Source organism: Candidatus Uhrbacteria bacterium (genome assembly GCA_016699205.1).
Lineage (GTDB): Bacteria > Patescibacteriota > Patescibacteriia > 2-12-FULL-60-25 > 2-12-FULL-60-25 > CAIXDN01.
The window spans coordinates 742,811-757,205 of sequence record CP064964.1 but is presented as its reverse complement, the minus strand read 5'-3'; the positions used below and the strand labels follow the sequence as shown (position 1 = coordinate 757,205).

The following is a 14,395-nucleotide window of genomic DNA, read 5'->3' as shown; positions in this document are numbered from 1 at the left end:
CCAGAACAAACAAAAAACCCTCCGCTCGGAGGGTTTTTTGTTTGTACGCGCGTTCATTGTTAAACTAAACTCAACTATGAAACATCTCTCGATACGAGTCGCCGGCTTCCTGCTTGGAATCTCGATACTCCTTCCCACCTCCCCCATCGCACTTGCGGCTGAAAGCGCCGTCACAAGCGTTACCGTAACAGCGCCAGCCTCTGTAACCATCGGAAACGCCTTCACAGTTTCCGCCGCGTACTCCGGTGAAGTGCCGACGACTTGCAGCCTCTTCATTACCAAACCTTCCGGAGAGGGCATCAGTCCCGTTACGATGGTCATCTCAACTCCAGGGTCACCGGCAACCATCGGCTACAACTTAGGAGGTCAACCCGCAGGAATCTATAGCCTAGAGGTACAATGCTCCGATTCCTCGGGAATCGCTCGAATCAGCCCAACGGTATTTATAAACGCTTCGTCATCCGGAGGGGCCGACTCTACTGCTCCTACTATCACTTCTTCCGGTCCAACAACCGCAACAGCAGGTACAGCCATATCTGTAACGGCCGCCTACTCTGATGCCGTCGGTGTCACGAGCTGCGACCTCTATGTAAATAGCGTGCTTCAAGGCTCTATGAGCATCGGTGCAGGAACATCTGGTACCGCGTCTCGCTTGCACACGTTTTCCAGCGCCGGTACCGCATTTGTAGAAATCCGCTGTCGCGATGCCGCAGGAAATATTGGGGTACGTAATCACAGCGTGACAGTATCCGCCGCCAGTGTCGTCACAAGCGTGACGTATGCGGGCCCAACAAGCGTAACCCTGGGTAACTCAACCACATTTTCAGCCTCCTTCATTGGAGCCGCAACAGCTTGCAGCCTCCGCTTCAACAGCGGCGGCATCCCGTTTGGTGAAGATGTCCCGATGACCCTATCGGGAACTTCGGCGAGCGTCACATTCTCGCCCACGGCCGCGCACTATCCCGCTGGCACGCATCAAGTGCGAGCCGTCTGTTATAGCGCCTCAGGCGGAGAGCAGCAGAGCTCGCTTGTCGACATCGTGTTCTCCGCAGCTCCAGCCGGAGATGCAGTAGCCCCCGTCATTTCAACGCTGTCTCCATCAACAGCCACCGTTGGCTCCTCCGTCACCATTTCCGCCAACTACTCGGATGCCGTCGGCGTTACAACATGCCAATATTTCCTGAACGGTGTAAACACGGGAAGCATGTCTCTAAGCGGATCCACCAACGGTACCGCTACACGTAACGAAACATTTGAATTTGCCGGAAGCTACACTGTTGAGGTTCGTTGCTATGATGCCGCTGGAAACAGCGGAACACGTTCTCAAATCGTAACCGCGAGCACGACAGCCCCATCAGACTCAATCGCTCCAAGCGTCTCCTCCCTTGCTCCCGTAAACGCCGTTGCAGGCACCTCCTACGCCGTCACCGCCGTCTATTCCGATGCTGTGGGCGTCACAGCATGTGACCTCTACATCGGCGGCTCCTTGATCGGAGGCATGACGCTTGGAGCAAGCACGGGCGGAACCGTAAGCCGTAACCATACATTCTCAGGCAGTGGCTCCATTGCTATGGAAGTCCGTTGTCGCGATGCTGCCGGCAATTTTGGCAACGGTGTCACTAGCATTTCCGTTACGGCAGCATCCACACCGGCTCCGTCAGGAACAGATACGACGGCACCGACAGTCGGACCCGTTTCCCCAAACACCGCCACACGAGGAACAACCCAAACCTATAGCGTTTCCTTTGCGGACGCGAGCTATATCACCAACTGCACTCTATACGTTCAACAAGGCTCCCGCTACGTTCCATACGTTTTGTCGAGAACAGGTGCAAGCGTCGGCTACGCATCGCATCAATACACCTTCTTTACCTCCGTCACACCTGGCAACTACAACATGTACGCAACCTGCACCGATGAACGCGGCAACGTCGGAACAGGACCTGTTACGAGCATCACGGTAAGTACAACCTCCGTGACCCCAACCACTCCTCCCGGCGGCTCTTACTATCGCCAGCTTGTAAAACTCCGCTGTCCGCCAACCGTCGTCGATTCCAACCACGCATGCAAAGCGATCTACTACGTCAGCTCCGACGGCAAGCGCCACGCCTTCCCAAATGAACGCGCCTACTTCACCTGGTACGCCGACTTCAACACCGTCTACGAGCTCGACTCCCTCTCCACCTTCCCGCTCGGCGCCAACGTCACCTATCGCCCGGGAATCCGCCTCGTAAAATTCACCACCCTCGACCGAGTCTACGCCGTCGGCAGAAACGGTCTCCTCCGATGGATCACCTCAGAAACCGCCGCCCGCGCACTCTATGGCTCCCTCTGGAATCGTCAGATCGATGACATCTCCGACGCCTTCTACACCAACTATCGATTCGGTACCGACATCAACACCACCAGCGACTTCAACCCAGCCGCAGAAGCCGGAGCCGTCCTCCAGGTCGATCAGAACTTTTAAGCCATATTCACGCATCATCGTCACGCATCATTAATAAAAAGCGCTCCCAAACCGGGAGCGTTTTTATGATTATGATTAAGTTGCGTGTATATGGCTTTCTTACGCTCGTTCTACGTACTCACCGTTTTCCGTATTGATGATAATGTCCTCGCCCTGCTTAATGAAGAGCGGTACATGAACCTTGATTCCGCCATCCACGGTAACCTCCTTGGTCATGTTTCCACCAGACACCGTGTTACCAGATGAAGCATCCATCGCTTCCGTAACCTTGAACGTCATCTTGCGCGGAAGCTCAAGGGCGATCGGCTGGCCTTCATACGTCGTCACGTTGATATCCATACCATCGCGGAGATACTTACCATCAGCACCAACATCCGCATCCGACATCGACACCTGGTCATAGGTATCCTTATCCATGAAGGTATAACCCGTCGCATCGTGGAACAAGTACTGCATACGGCGATGCTCTACATCGACCAACGTAATGGTTTCCGATGTCTTATACGTCGTTTCCAACGTCTTGCCGGTCTGCAAATTCTTGATGCGCGTACGCACAAAAGCCGCACCCTTACCTGGGTTGATGTGCTGGAATTCGTTGACGACCCACAACCCTTGCGGATCCTGGATAACAACGCCTTTCTTGATGTCGGATGTAGATGCCATAGATGGCCGGAAGTATGGCTAAAAGCCGTCATTTCGTCAACGGTCCAAGCAAAATGCTATACTGCGAGCAATCCTATGCACGACCAATACAAAAAGAATGCGGCGATCATGTCGACGATTCTCGCGCTCGTCGTGGTAACCAGCGTCATGTTCATTAGCCAAAACGTCTACTCTTCAACGCGCGCCTCTATCGATTGGGTCACCATCAAAGAAAGAATCCAAACCCTCGACTTAAGCGGCATCCCCTCCCGAACCATCGACATCAGTTACAAAGCAACCGGCAGCCCTTTCAGCTCACAATTCCGCAGCGTCTACGTAGCCGTCACGGATAGTGAAAAGGATCAGCCAAAAGAATGGATGGAAATCCAAGAGTGCCGTGTCTGGGGCAAAGTCGATTTCTGGCCGCAAAACCGCTGCACCCTCACCTATCCAAAAGTCGATAAGCCATCAACCTTCTGGATCCGCGTCACGACCAACAACCCGGACGGAAGCGCCCGCTGCGGCTACGGAGTCACACCTTATCCAAACGGAGAATATTGCGGCGACGCAGAAGTCCTCAGCCTCCCGGTCACACCATAATAAAAATCCCCGCTCAAGCGGGGATTTTTAAAACCGTTCTCGAATCGGAATCGGCATCAAGTCGCTAATCGATTTGGTTCCAGTCAAAAGCATCACCAATCGATCCACTCCAAATGCGATTCCCGCTGCCTGCCCCATCTTTGGCAGCGCCTCCATGAAGCGTTCGTCGATCGGCCAAACTTCTTTTCCAAGAGATTTTCGCAACACCTGCTCCTCCTCAAACCGTTTACGCTGCTCGATCGGATCCGCCAGTTCCACAAATCCATTCGCTAGCTCCAACTCCCCGATATATAGCTCGGTACGCAAGGCAAAACGCGGATCAGCAGAATCTTTCTGTGCAAGCGCCGCCATCGAAGCAGGATAATGCGTTAAAAACGTCGGCGTCTCCCCAAGCTTTGGCTCGACCTCGCTCAAAAACACTTTGAAAAACAAGTCGTCCCAAGTGTCCGTTTCCGTCACTGTCTGGCCATGCTCGATCGCAACCTTTGCCATAGCCTCACGATCATCATGCAGCGTTTCCAAATCAATACCTGCGTACAACTTCATCGCCTCTTTCACGGTGAGTCGGCGAAAATCGCCCGTAAACGGCTTACCATATTCTTGAGCAACAAACTTAACCATCGCCTCGGTCCGATCCATGAGCTCGGAAAGTCCGATCCCCTTTTCATACCATTCACACATCAGAAACTCCTGATCATGCGTCCCATCCCACGGTTCGCTATTCCGAAAACACGGACCCAAATCATAAATTTTGTCGAAGCCAGCAGCAAGCATGCGCTTCATAGCATATTCCGGACTCGTAATGAGGGCGGTTTTCAGTTTTTTGTTTTCAGTTGTCAGTTCACCTGACTGATCACTGACCACTGACACCTGACCACTGACCTCAGTCCACATCGGTTCAAGATACGGCTCCTGACCCGGAAGTCCGACAAGTCGCGGCGTCTGCAATTCCAAAAAGCCCTGCTCATCAAAATATCGACGAACAAGCTTCACCACGCGTGAGCGCGCCTGAACCAACTCCTTCTTCATGCGTGCTATCCAAGCAGAAATCCCTTATTTTCTCAAGTCCTTCCGCTTCACGATCATCGTTGGAATCTGTCTCTGTGAAACCCGACCCTGGTCCTCGGGCGGCAACTCAAATGTTCGCGCCAAGCGCTCTAACTCAGCCTGATCAGAAGCGACTTTCTTCTCGCCGGCAAACTCATCTCGAAACTTCTCAATAACTTCCTGACGCTCGGTCTCATCCGCTTGTTGCATCTCCGGAATCGTCTTCGCCCGCTCCGCGCGCTGCATCTCCGCCTCAACTTTTTGGACAGCGATGCGATCAAAGGCATCCGCGGCTAAACGCGCTTCATGCAAAACCGGTCCGCGCGCTCCTTCAGGCACCCAAGAAAAATCCGGCGTCTTGGCTTTTTGCACCATATCGACCAAATCCATAACTCGCTCTTTGGACGTGCCCACTGGTAATAACATCTCAAACTTTTTAGCGAGATCATTGCGCACCAAATCTTCCGGTCGGAAAATCTGTACTCCCTCCCCTTCCCAATCCGTTGCCGGCATATTCCGTTGCTCGTTCATATATTCCAAGTATAACAAAATCCCCCGTTTCCGGGGGATTTGTGTTTAGCGAACCAAGTACGGAACCAAGGCCATGAAGCGGGCGCGCTTGATCGCGTTAGCCAGCTTGCGCTGATGCCAGGCGCAGACACCGGAGCGCTTGCGCGGCACGATCTTTCCAAACGAGGAAAGGTAGCGGCGAAGCGTATCGGTATCCTTGTAGTTGATTTCAGTTACGTTCTGTTGGCAGAAGAAACAGGTTCGCGGAGTGCTTTTCTTGTGTTGCATAAGTGTGGGCGCGTTGGGAACGAATCAGCCGGAAACGCGCGGGATGAAATAAATAATGTTGAGTTTAGAATGGAATATCTTCAAGGCGGATTTCATTGTCACCGATGGACTTGTCCATGGGCGCAACCGTCGGCTCAGGAGATTCACCGGCCGGAATCGATGCCGGCGAGGGCGTACGGCTCGGAGCCTGGGAACCAACGTCCTTACGATCGAGCAAGATCATGTTATCTGCGACGATCTCGGTGCGTTGACGCTTTTGTGCATCCTGGGTTTCCCACTCGCGTGTCTGCAGACGTCCCTCGATATAGACCTTGCGGCCTTTGCCGAGATACTGGCCGCAGATTTCTGCGAGCTTTCCCCAAGCGACAATATTGTGATACTCCGCGCGCTGCTGCTTTTGGCCTTGCGCATCCGTCCATTGCTGGTTGGTAGCGATGCCAAAAGAACAAACATTTTGTCCCGTGGCCGTTGTCCGGAGTTCCGGGTCGCGGGTCACGTTACCGATGATCATGGCGCGGTTCAAATCCATATAGAACCAGTTTAGGCATTGGTGCCGGCTTCCGGCAAGGCCGCTTCAGGAGCGGTCTCGGCCTTGGCTTCGGTCTTCTCGCCCTCAGCAGGCTTGGCGTCTTCAGCCTTGGCCGTATCGGTACGGCGGCGCGGACGATCCTCCTTGTTATCAAGGTTGATCTCCTTGTATTCCACCAAGTTGTACTTGCCCTCGCCAGCTTCCTCCGCACGCAAAATCATGTGGCGGGTGATGTCGGTCGAGATACGAAGGTTCTCATCGATCTTGTTCATGGCCGTACGCTCGGCCGAGAAACGGACAAGCATGTAGTAACCATGGCGCTGATTCTGGATGATGTAAGCAAGACGAAACTTGCCGAGGCGCTTGGTCGATTCAACCGTCGCACCGTACTTGGTAATAAGTGCCGAGATCTTGGTCTCCACCGCTCCTGCCTCTTCTTCAGAAAGAGTGGCCGGAATGATGTACATGAGCTCGTACTTGGATGACGATAATACGTCAGACATAGTTGTTGTGACATGTCCCCTATTTGGGGCTCTGCTGTAAAGCAGATTGGCCAGTCACGCTAGGTTTTTTAGTGGCCAAACCTTAACCAAAACCGCCCGGCCTGTCAACCCTGAGAGGCTGACGGACCGGGCGGCAAAGAGTAGAAAAAGTGCGATGATTAGGCCTTTGCCTTGGGCGGAACCGAGCCGTAGGCCAAGTCGGGCAAGCCAGCCCAGATGGACTTACGCTCGATCCCGAGCTTCTCCTCCAGCTGGGAAATGTACTCGGCCATCTGCGCCGTTCTGGCTTCCAGGAAATTGGGACCCTTCTTGATCCCTTCGATCAATTCCTTGGCCGCCTTGAACTCCTTGCGGGCCACTTCGAGGAAATCGTTGGTTTCGTCGAGATCCTTCTCAGCGGAAATCGCACGACGCTCATACCCGTTCATGCGGCCTTCCATCTCGCTCATGCGCCTCTCGACATCCGAGAGCTTGCCGGTGGTCTCTGCCTTGAGAGCAGCGCCCGACCAAGCGTCGATCTCCTTCTTGAGCTCGAGCTCCTTGTTCCAAGCATCGACCTGTGCCGCATGCTCGCGTTCGCGTAGGCCTTGCTTGTGAAGACGCTCGACGTATTCAGCTTCCGCTTTTCCAAGCTGCTCTTCACGCGACTCGATCCCCTTTTCACGGGCATCAAACTCGCCTTGCAGGCGGATCTGGATCTGAATGAGCTCGTTGAGAGCTTGCGTCTGCGAGTCGAGCAGCTCGGCGTTTTTATCCGCCGCCTCCATGGAGCGCTTCAATCGGCTTTCCGGATCGAGGTGATCGGCGCGAATACCTGTCAGCTTGTAGATCGTCTCGATCGCTTCAAGCTTGGCAGGCTCCAACTCGCGAGCCTTTTGCTCGAACTCCCTTTGCTGCTTGCGATACTGGGCAATGACACCCAAGTACGCAAGCACCGTGATCTTGCGCATGGTCGGAGCCATCGTACGTCGTCGTGAGTAGACATACATGAGCCATCGACGAACCATGTCGACGCGGGCGCGCGCATTATTTGCGTAGATCAGTTGGAGACGCGCATCATCCACTGACTTGAGGAGTGTTGGAAGGCGTTCACGGTGTGCTGTCTCCTCTGACAGACGCCGCTGGAAGTGTTGAATGGCTGAATAGCATTGGCGAAGCAACTTCCGGTACTTGGCCAATTGGACGAGAAGAAGATTGGTACGCCGCCGCAGCCGTCCTTGCTGCGTTTGCGTTTGCGCTAGTTCGTTCGAAGTCTCCGAGATGTTGCGCTTAAGCATCTCGATCTGACTGTTCAGGCTGCTAACCTTGCTGGTTAGCGTTCCAATGATCTCGTCGCGATTGCGGCGCATCTTGTCGGCATACTGGCTCCAAGCGACACGTTCGCGCCGTGCAGAATCCATGATACGCCGCAACATGAGACGCGTTCGCCAGAGCACATACAGCGCTCCGAACCCCATGAGCAGAAACAGCAGGGAGAACAAGGCGGCGAGCCAGCCCATTCCCGTCATGTCGCTCTCGAGGCGGGCATTGCTGTCGCGGAGCAACGCCGTAGACGCTGCAGCTTCGTCGGCCCGGTCATCTGCTTCGATCAAAGCATTATGCGCCGTCTCGAGATCCGTCTCGAGTTCAGTGATGCGACGCTCGAGCAGACGGTTGTGTGAACGCAGCCCCTCCTCCCGCCAAAGCGATTCGGCAGGCGGAGCATCCGAGGCAACAGGCGCCGACTCGAACCGCAGGGGCACGTAATACGTGACACCGGCCAACAGCCACCGTTCCCGCGAAAAATGCTGGCAAGCATTCCACGATTCCGGATCACGGCTCATGTAGGGCCGCTCACCAGGCATATTGTCGCGGCAGACATAGATGATGTGGCCCGGATTGCTCCGGGCGATCTGATCCATGTCCGGCTCCATGCCGATCGCGTGCGCAAGATGCCGCAAACGGGCACCAGACTCGATGCGAACAGTGAAGCCATCGGTATCGCGTTCGATGACGCGCACCTGGGCTTCGGCGGTCGTGGAAAAGGTCATGAAGGCGGTCGCGCAAACGACCGCAATCATGCAGCCGAGCGTCAGCCGGTATCCGTTCATGAATGACTCCCTCTGGGTATGAAAGACCCAGCCTCATTTGGACAATATTTAAAGAAAAAGTCAAGGCCCCGTACCGCAGAAATGCGATACGGGGCCTTCAGTTGTGGGATCAGTCCTTGCCGATCGCGCGCTTGACCGTGACACCCGTCTCTCCACCCGACCCAGTAAGGTCATCGAAGATACTCAGTGATGCAGGCCGCGATACGTCCGGCTCTTCACCATTGCTGGCGTCGAGCGTGACGATCGGCGGAGGCGGCGGAACGAGCGATCCGGGGATCGGACTGTCGTCGCGAGCGGCGGCAGTCATGCCCGGCGAGATGGTCTTCCCGGTACGGGCCTCGAGCTTCTTGTGCTCGAGATCCTTCGGATCGATCACTGCCGTCTTCTCGTCTCGGCGCTCCTCGAGCGCCTTGGCGACCGGTTGACGCTCGAAGCTGTCCGTGGTCTTGCGATCACGGTTGCGCTTCTTGCCATTCGGTCGCTCGGGCGGCGGAGGCGCGTGCTGGCTCATGCGGAACGTGACGTTATCAGGAGCCGGAATCCCGGGATTGGTCGCCTCCCCCTTGAGTGAAAGCGACTCCACGGGCGGAATCACAGCCGGCTCTTCGGGAGGTACCGACGCCGGTTCATGAGCGGGAGCATATCCGCCAAATCCCGGCACCCGTACACCATGCTGCGTCGGATCGGTTGCCAGATCCGACCCGCTCTCATCGAGCGAGCGTTCCCAGGAATCAGTGCTACCACCAAACCCAGGGGTCTGAGCAGACGCTCCCGCGAAAGGAGCATTCGCCGCCGGTGCCGGAACCATCGCGAGATCCGACTCGAAGAGGATCATGAGGTCGTTCAGGACCCCGCGAACCATCCCCTTGAAGAGATCTCGTGCAGACGAGACGCGCTCGATGATCGTCACGAAGGACGGAGTGGAGATCTCGCCGCTACGCGACGCATGGTCGAGAGCGAGTTCCAGGTTGGCAGCGCCATCCTGGTAAAACAACTCGAGCAGCTTGAGCCCATTGGCCTTGAAAGCCTTGAACTCGTTCTGGAGCGACTCGAGCGCGGCCTTGGTGACCGCATGTTCCTCGTCCTTCTTACGAAGGGCCGTGGGATGCTCGAGACCAAGACGAAGCGCCATGGCTTCCGCGGTGCTCTTGGCCGACTCGGCGCGATCCTTGGCGTCAGTCGCTTCACGCAGCTGACGCTCGAGCTCGGGGATCCGGGGATCCTCGATCGGCAATGCCGTCTGAGCGACGCTGAGCCGATCAACCTTCTCCTTGAGCTCTTCCAGCTCCTTGATCTTCTTCTCACGATCGTCGACCAACGCGTGATTGGTCGCAGCCGTATCAAAGAAGAGGAAGAGAGTCTCGAGCGTCAACTGGTCGTTGCGCTTGAGATCTCGGAAGTATTGCTTCCAACGGCGCTTGAGGCCGGTGGCCAGCCTGATGTCCTGCTCTTGCTCTTTGGTGAGAGCCGGGGGGACAGGTCCCGTTTCAGGCAAATCATGATCGTGATCCGAAAGCGTGGGCCTGTACCATGCTCGGATTTTGTCCTTAAGAAGAAGGAGAATCAACGCGACGGACATGATCGCGATGATGAGCCACAGGAGTTGAGGGTTCATCAGAATGGAGGTGGCAGCTCCATCGGATGTTGACGAGGTAAGTGTACCGTCTTCTGCGCTCGTCGGGCGCAGAGCAGCTTCATCTTCAGACGTTCCCGGGAGACTCTCATCGGTGAACGTCATATCCGCGTGCGTGTCCGCCGTGGCAGCAGGTTCAGATGCCTCGTGAGCACCCGTTCCAGCTGATGCCGTCTCCGCACGCGTAAGCGTACGACCAACAGCTCCGAGGACACTACGCACCTGATCATAGGTCGGACCTTGCTCTTCACCCATGAGGTCAGAGAGCTCGGTAAGCCAACCGCCCATCTCGGCAGGCGCCGGGACCGTCTCGGTCACCGTCGTCTCGTCGAGCGTCCGTACCATCTCCTCGGCGCGTTCTCCCGGCGTGAGCCGAGAACGAGCCGGGATGCGGTACACACGGCCAGCCATCGGCCAGCGGGCACAGGTAGGATCCCCCTCGCAGTACGAGGCGTACGTGACGCGCTCTTCCGTCGAGTTGGTACTGCAGCTTCCGTTGTGGCCAAAGCGGTGGCCGTTGCGGCGATAGATGATGATGCAGGGGTTGGCAGCGTCGAGCTGCTCCCAGGTCACGCGCGAGTCACCCTCGAGATCCGCATTCACGCGGTCGAGGATGTCGCGGAGACCTCCCATGCCAGACGTCCAGCTGCCGAAGATGAAGCTTCGGTAGCCGTCCGTGTTACGCGGGTCATCACGCCGTAGCTCGAGGATCTCTCCCCGGCCCGGCATGGGCTGATCCTGCGCCGACGCTGTCGTCGACCCAAGAACGAGGATACAGACCGCAACGAGAGCGGTGAGGAAACGCGGCATGACGGACTCCCTTTCTCTTCCTTCTTCTTTATTCGGTTCGAAGGAGCGGACCGATCGCCTCCGGCAGACCCGGAAAGCGACGGTTCAGCTCATCATACATTAGGAGAAATGTCAAGGTTGCATTCTCCGCCATTCTATGGCTAAAATACGGCTTAATGAAGCGTTTTCTTGTATACGGAACTCATCCTGAAATCTCCCTTGCGGAGACTCGGGCCGTCCTTGGCGATCTCAAGCCCGTTATGGTCGATTCCGTCGCCATCTTTGAAGCCGCCACCTGGGACAGCGCCGATCTCCAAAACCGTTTAGCCGGCACCGTGAAGCTCGGCGATATTATCGATGAACGAACCCTAGATGTACTCGATGACGGAAAGGTTCTCGCCGACCATATCGATGCCCGCCCGCGCGGTGAACGTGTCCTTTTTGGCATCACCATCATCGGCGGTACCAATAAAGATCGACAAGCACTCAAACATCTCCCCATCCGATTAAAGCGCGAACTCCAAGAACGTGGGCGCTCCGTGCGCTGGGTCACGGGCGACAACGGCATCCTCTCCCCTGCCGCCATTTCCAAAATGGGCCTCACCACCGATGGCTACGATTTTGTTATTGCGATTCACGGCAAAACCGTTTCCATCGGTCTCACAACCCAAGTTCAGAACATCGATGCCTGGAGCTTACGCGATTTTGGCCGTCCATTCCGCGATGCAAAAACCGGCATGCTCCCGCCCAAGCTCGCACGCATGATGGTTAATTTGGCCGCGCCAAAACAGGCTTTGCTCGATCCATTCTGCGGCAGCGGTACCGTCATCATGGAAGCCGCGCTTTTACATAAAGATCTCCAACTCGTCGGTTCCGATATTGATGCGCGCCAAATCGCCGGCGCCCAAGAAAATACCGAATGGCTCATGAGCAAAGAGCTTATCCGCCGCGCAGACGCCGACCGCATCAGCTGGAACATCGCTCCGGTTCAAGAAATTGGCAAACATCTCACCGGCAAACAATTTGATGCCATCGTGACGGAAGGTTATTTGGGTACACCGCTCTCCGGAAACGAAAGCCGCTCAACGCTTGAAAAAGAACAGCGGGAGATCGAGGAACTCTGGAGTGAAGCCCTGCCTGTTTTAGCCGACCTTCAGCCCTCTGGCGGCCGGCTTGTGGCTGTTTGGCCAGATCTCATCGCCTCGCATGGGACCTTCTCCGTAAACCCAATTCAGGCCGCAGAAGAAGCCGGCTACACCCTCATCGGAAAACCGCTAACCTACGCGCGTCCTGACCAGCATGTTCGCAGAAAAATCGTGATTTTGATGAAAAAATAAGGGCGTCATGGATTGACAAAAGCCCCGTTTTCCTGTAAGTTCTTTTGTTCTCCGGATATGATTCCGGGAACGCCCCACCTTTAAGGAGGACGTTAATGGGTAACAGCAACACGCCCAAGCCCACGCATCTCGCGTTGGTACCTCGCGTGAGGTCCCCGCGTAGGGATGAAACGGTGTCCTTCGAAACCGAGGGACCGCCAACCGTACGCATGGAGATCCCGATCACGGGCGCTCCGAGCAAACCGGACAACGAGGAGACCCTGCTCCTCGCGCTCCCGGAGAAGCGCTTTGCCCGCGGTGAGATCATCGTGAGCGAGGAAAAGATCTCCAAGATCTTCTACTTCATCGAGAGCGGTCGCGCCTCTGAATCCGTGCTCACCTCTCGGGGCCTCCCCGAGGCAGACGAGCGCAGTCTGAACGCCACCGACATCATCGGGCTCAGCCAATGCTCGCGCGTCGTCGCCAAAACGGACGTCACCGTCCGCGTCATCGACTTCGCCTCCATCGAGCACGAGCACAACCCGATGCTCACGCGCTTTGCCAACCAGCTGGTTCGTGAAGCCGCCATCAGCTACGGCAGCCAGTCCCGCGACCGGCTCGTCCGTGCATCAGAAGAGCTCGGCGAACTCCGCAAGGAGATGACCGCGCTCGATGGCATCCGGAGCACGCTCGCTCGAATCAAGCAGCAGAACAGCGATCATCGCGAGAACGGCCGCCTGCTCTCCCACGAGATCCTACGTCAGCGCGAGGTTATCAAGCATCTCGAGCTCACGCTCAGCCACCGCGTCGCGGAACTCGAAAGCGCCTTGAGCATCACCGGGATGTACAAGGACGACTATCTCGAACTCACCAAGGCGATCGCCTCGTACGGACATCTGTTCGAGGACATGCAGAACTCGGAGGATCCGCTCGTCGCCACCACTGGCTTCAAGCTCCTCTCCTTCCTGCACACACTGCGCATCACCACCGGCATCCAGCTCTGACTGAAAGCGCCCCGTATCGATCTGATACGGGGCGCTCGTCATTTACGGATAAATCTGCTTACCTTCTTCATCAAACAAGATGATGGCTTGCACGGGACATGCCTGGGCCGCGAGCAAAATCGTCTCGTCATCCGCTGCCTTTGGGTCAACGACGTAAGCCTTATTTTCTTCATCGAGCTGAAACACCCCCGGAGCAACCGTCACGCACGGAGCAGCCCCGATACAGAGGTCGCGATCAACGACGATCTTGGAAATCTTCATACAGTGCGGCGATTATGCCCCAAAGTACTTCTCTTTGTAAAACCGGATCAAGTTCTCGACCTCAGGAATACAAGACGGATCCCCCGTTCCAACTTTTGTACGAGCCTGCACTTTCTCCAGCGTATCCGCACCCTCCAACACCGCCTCTTCAATATCGTGATCCGTAATTTTCAATACTTTGTCGATCAAACGCCCCGCCTCCACCTCGACTTTGTCGATCTGCCCGCTCTTGCGATAGTAATCCATCACCGCGCTACGCAACGCTTTGTCGCCAAGCACCGAGCAATGAACTTTTCTCGCCGGCAGTCCTCCAAGTCGCTCCATAATATCCTGCGGACGCAACGCCAAGGCCGCTTCAATCGGCATTCCACCATTTTCCGTAACCATGACAGACAACATCGAGGTCGATGCAATCGCGGAAGCACATCCAAATGTCTTCCATTTGAAATCCTTGATGCGCTCCGTCCCATCCGCCTCCTTTTCGATCTTCAACCAAACCTTCATCGCATCACCACAGGCCGGCGATCCCACCATTCCAAGATACGCATCGCCATATCCTGCCTCATCCTCAAGAAAATTCTTCGGATGAAAAAAGTGATCCTTCACGGTATCCGTGTAGAACCAGCCCTTTTCCTTTGTAGGTGCAACAACATCACCCTTACGAGCGTCATTGGTGGCCGGTGTAACTGAATTATTCATATGCTTAATGTTCTATG

The 14,395-nt window shown here is 55.8% G+C and carries 14 protein-coding genes; 4 read left to right on the top strand and 10 right to left on the bottom strand.

Features of this window, described 5'->3' with window-relative positions:
• Positions 1 to 76: 76 nt before the first annotated feature.
• Positions 77 to 2,467, top strand: coding sequence for a hypothetical protein (locus IPH19_03695; protein ID QQR60490.1), 2,391 nt, complete (start codon positions 77 to 79; stop codon positions 2,465 to 2,467).
• 99 nt (positions 2,468 to 2,566) lie between these two features.
• On the opposite strand, the gene efp is transcribed toward IPH19_03695, so the two are convergent.
• Positions 2,567 to 3,130 (bottom strand): elongation factor P, encoded by a 564-nt coding sequence (gene efp, locus IPH19_03690; GenBank protein ID QQR60489.1) that lies wholly within the window; start codon positions 3,128 to 3,130, stop codon positions 2,567 to 2,569.
• A 75-nt stretch (positions 3,131 to 3,205) separates the two neighbouring features.
• Here efp and IPH19_03685 point away from each other — a divergent pair, with 75 nt between their 5' ends.
• Positions 3,206 to 3,709 carry a hypothetical protein gene (locus IPH19_03685; GenBank protein ID QQR60488.1) on the top strand — a complete coding sequence of 168 codons (504 nt, stop codon included), beginning with the start codon at positions 3,206 to 3,208 and terminating at the stop codon, positions 3,707 to 3,709.
• A gap of 27 nt (positions 3,710 to 3,736) precedes the next feature.
• Here IPH19_03685 and genX read toward each other — a convergent pair whose 3' ends face one another.
• From genX to IPH19_03650, 7 genes are all read right to left on the bottom strand, one after another.
• Entirely contained in the window at positions 3,737 to 4,738 is a 1,002-nt protein-coding gene (gene genX, locus IPH19_03680) for an EF-P lysine aminoacylase GenX (protein ID QQR60487.1), read from the bottom strand.
• 24 nt (positions 4,739 to 4,762) lie between these two features.
• On the bottom strand, positions 4,763 to 5,287 hold the full coding sequence (locus tag IPH19_03675; protein QQR60486.1) for a hypothetical protein: 525 nt from the start codon (positions 5,285 to 5,287) through the stop codon (positions 4,763 to 4,765).
• 45 nt (positions 5,288 to 5,332) lie between these two features.
• On the bottom strand, positions 5,333 to 5,554 hold the full coding sequence (locus IPH19_03670; GenBank protein QQR60485.1) for a 30S ribosomal protein S18: 222 nt from the start codon (positions 5,552 to 5,554) through the stop codon (positions 5,333 to 5,335).
• A 64-nt stretch (positions 5,555 to 5,618) separates the two neighbouring features.
• Positions 5,619 to 6,083, bottom strand: coding sequence for a single-stranded DNA-binding protein (locus tag IPH19_03665; protein QQR60484.1), 465 nt, complete (start codon positions 6,081 to 6,083; stop codon positions 5,619 to 5,621).
• Between the two features lie 11 nt (positions 6,084 to 6,094).
• Complete coding sequence (gene rpsF, locus IPH19_03660) at positions 6,095 to 6,586, bottom strand: 30S ribosomal protein S6 (GenBank protein ID QQR60483.1); 492 nt, start codon at positions 6,584 to 6,586, stop codon at positions 6,095 to 6,097.
• 158 nt (positions 6,587 to 6,744) lie between these two features.
• Positions 6,745 to 8,676 carry a hypothetical protein gene (locus IPH19_03655; protein ID QQR60482.1) on the bottom strand — a complete coding sequence of 644 codons (1,932 nt, stop codon included), beginning with the start codon at positions 8,674 to 8,676 and terminating at the stop codon, positions 6,745 to 6,747.
• Positions 8,677 to 8,785: 109 nt separating this feature from the next.
• Complete coding sequence (locus IPH19_03650; GenBank protein QQR60481.1) at positions 8,786 to 11,119, bottom strand: hypothetical protein; 2,334 nt, start codon at positions 11,117 to 11,119, stop codon at positions 8,786 to 8,788.
• Between the two features lie 155 nt (positions 11,120 to 11,274).
• Between IPH19_03650 and IPH19_03645 the strand changes: the two genes are divergently transcribed.
• Positions 11,275 to 12,435, top strand: a complete 1,161-nt coding sequence (locus IPH19_03645) for a methyltransferase domain-containing protein (GenBank protein QQR60480.1) — start codon at positions 11,275 to 11,277, stop codon at positions 12,433 to 12,435.
• Positions 12,436 to 12,644: 209 nt separating this feature from the next.
• Positions 12,645 to 13,418: a cyclic nucleotide-binding domain-containing protein gene (locus tag IPH19_03640; GenBank protein ID QQR60479.1), complete on the top strand. Its 774-nt coding sequence runs from the start codon at positions 12,645 to 12,647 to the stop codon at positions 13,416 to 13,418.
• A gap of 42 nt (positions 13,419 to 13,460) precedes the next feature.
• On the opposite strand, the gene IPH19_03635 is transcribed toward IPH19_03640, so the two are convergent.
• Both IPH19_03635 and IPH19_03630 read right to left on the bottom strand, forming a co-directional pair.
• Positions 13,461 to 13,679 (bottom strand): ferredoxin, encoded by a 219-nt coding sequence (locus IPH19_03635; GenBank protein QQR60478.1) that lies wholly within the window; start codon positions 13,677 to 13,679, stop codon positions 13,461 to 13,463.
• 12 nt (positions 13,680 to 13,691) lie between these two features.
• Positions 13,692 to 14,378, bottom strand: a complete 687-nt coding sequence (locus IPH19_03630; GenBank protein ID QQR60477.1) for an iron-sulfur cluster assembly scaffold protein — start codon at positions 14,376 to 14,378, stop codon at positions 13,692 to 13,694.
• Between the last annotated feature and the right edge of the window lie 17 nt (positions 14,379 to 14,395).

Excerpts from the sequence above, each read along its gene's own strand:
- IPH19_03695 (QQR60490.1), top strand. The coding sequence starts at position 77 with ATGAAACATCTCTCGATACGAGTCGCCGGCTTCCTGCTTGGAATCTCG.
- efp (QQR60489.1), bottom strand. The coding sequence starts at position 3,130 with ATGGCATCTACATCCGACATCAAGAAAGGCGTTGTTATCCAGGATCCG.
- IPH19_03685 (QQR60488.1), top strand. The coding sequence starts at position 3,206 with ATGCACGACCAATACAAAAAGAATGCGGCGATCATGTCGACGATTCTC.
- genX (QQR60487.1), bottom strand. The coding sequence starts at position 4,738 with ATGAAGAAGGAGTTGGTTCAGGCGCGCTCACGCGTGGTGAAGCTTGTT.
- IPH19_03675 (QQR60486.1), bottom strand. The coding sequence starts at position 5,287 with ATGAACGAGCAACGGAATATGCCGGCAACGGATTGGGAAGGGGAGGGA.
- IPH19_03670 (QQR60485.1), bottom strand. The coding sequence starts at position 5,554 with ATGCAACACAAGAAAAGCACTCCGCGAACCTGTTTCTTCTGCCAACAG.
- IPH19_03665 (QQR60484.1), bottom strand. The coding sequence starts at position 6,083 with ATGGATTTGAACCGCGCCATGATCATCGGTAACGTGACCCGCGACCCG.
- rpsF (QQR60483.1), bottom strand. The coding sequence starts at position 6,586 with ATGTCTGACGTATTATCGTCATCCAAGTACGAGCTCATGTACATCATT.
- IPH19_03655 (QQR60482.1), bottom strand. The coding sequence starts at position 8,676 with ATGAACGGATACCGGCTGACGCTCGGCTGCATGATTGCGGTCGTTTGC.
- IPH19_03650 (QQR60481.1), bottom strand. The coding sequence starts at position 11,119 with ATGCCGCGTTTCCTCACCGCTCTCGTTGCGGTCTGTATCCTCGTTCTT.
- IPH19_03645 (QQR60480.1), top strand. The coding sequence starts at position 11,275 with ATGAAGCGTTTTCTTGTATACGGAACTCATCCTGAAATCTCCCTTGCG.
- IPH19_03640 (QQR60479.1), top strand. The coding sequence starts at position 12,645 with ATGGAGATCCCGATCACGGGCGCTCCGAGCAAACCGGACAACGAGGAG.
- IPH19_03635 (QQR60478.1), bottom strand. The coding sequence starts at position 13,679 with ATGAAGATTTCCAAGATCGTCGTTGATCGCGACCTCTGTATCGGGGCT.
- IPH19_03630 (QQR60477.1), bottom strand. The coding sequence starts at position 14,378 with ATGAATAATTCAGTTACACCGGCCACCAATGACGCTCGTAAGGGTGAT.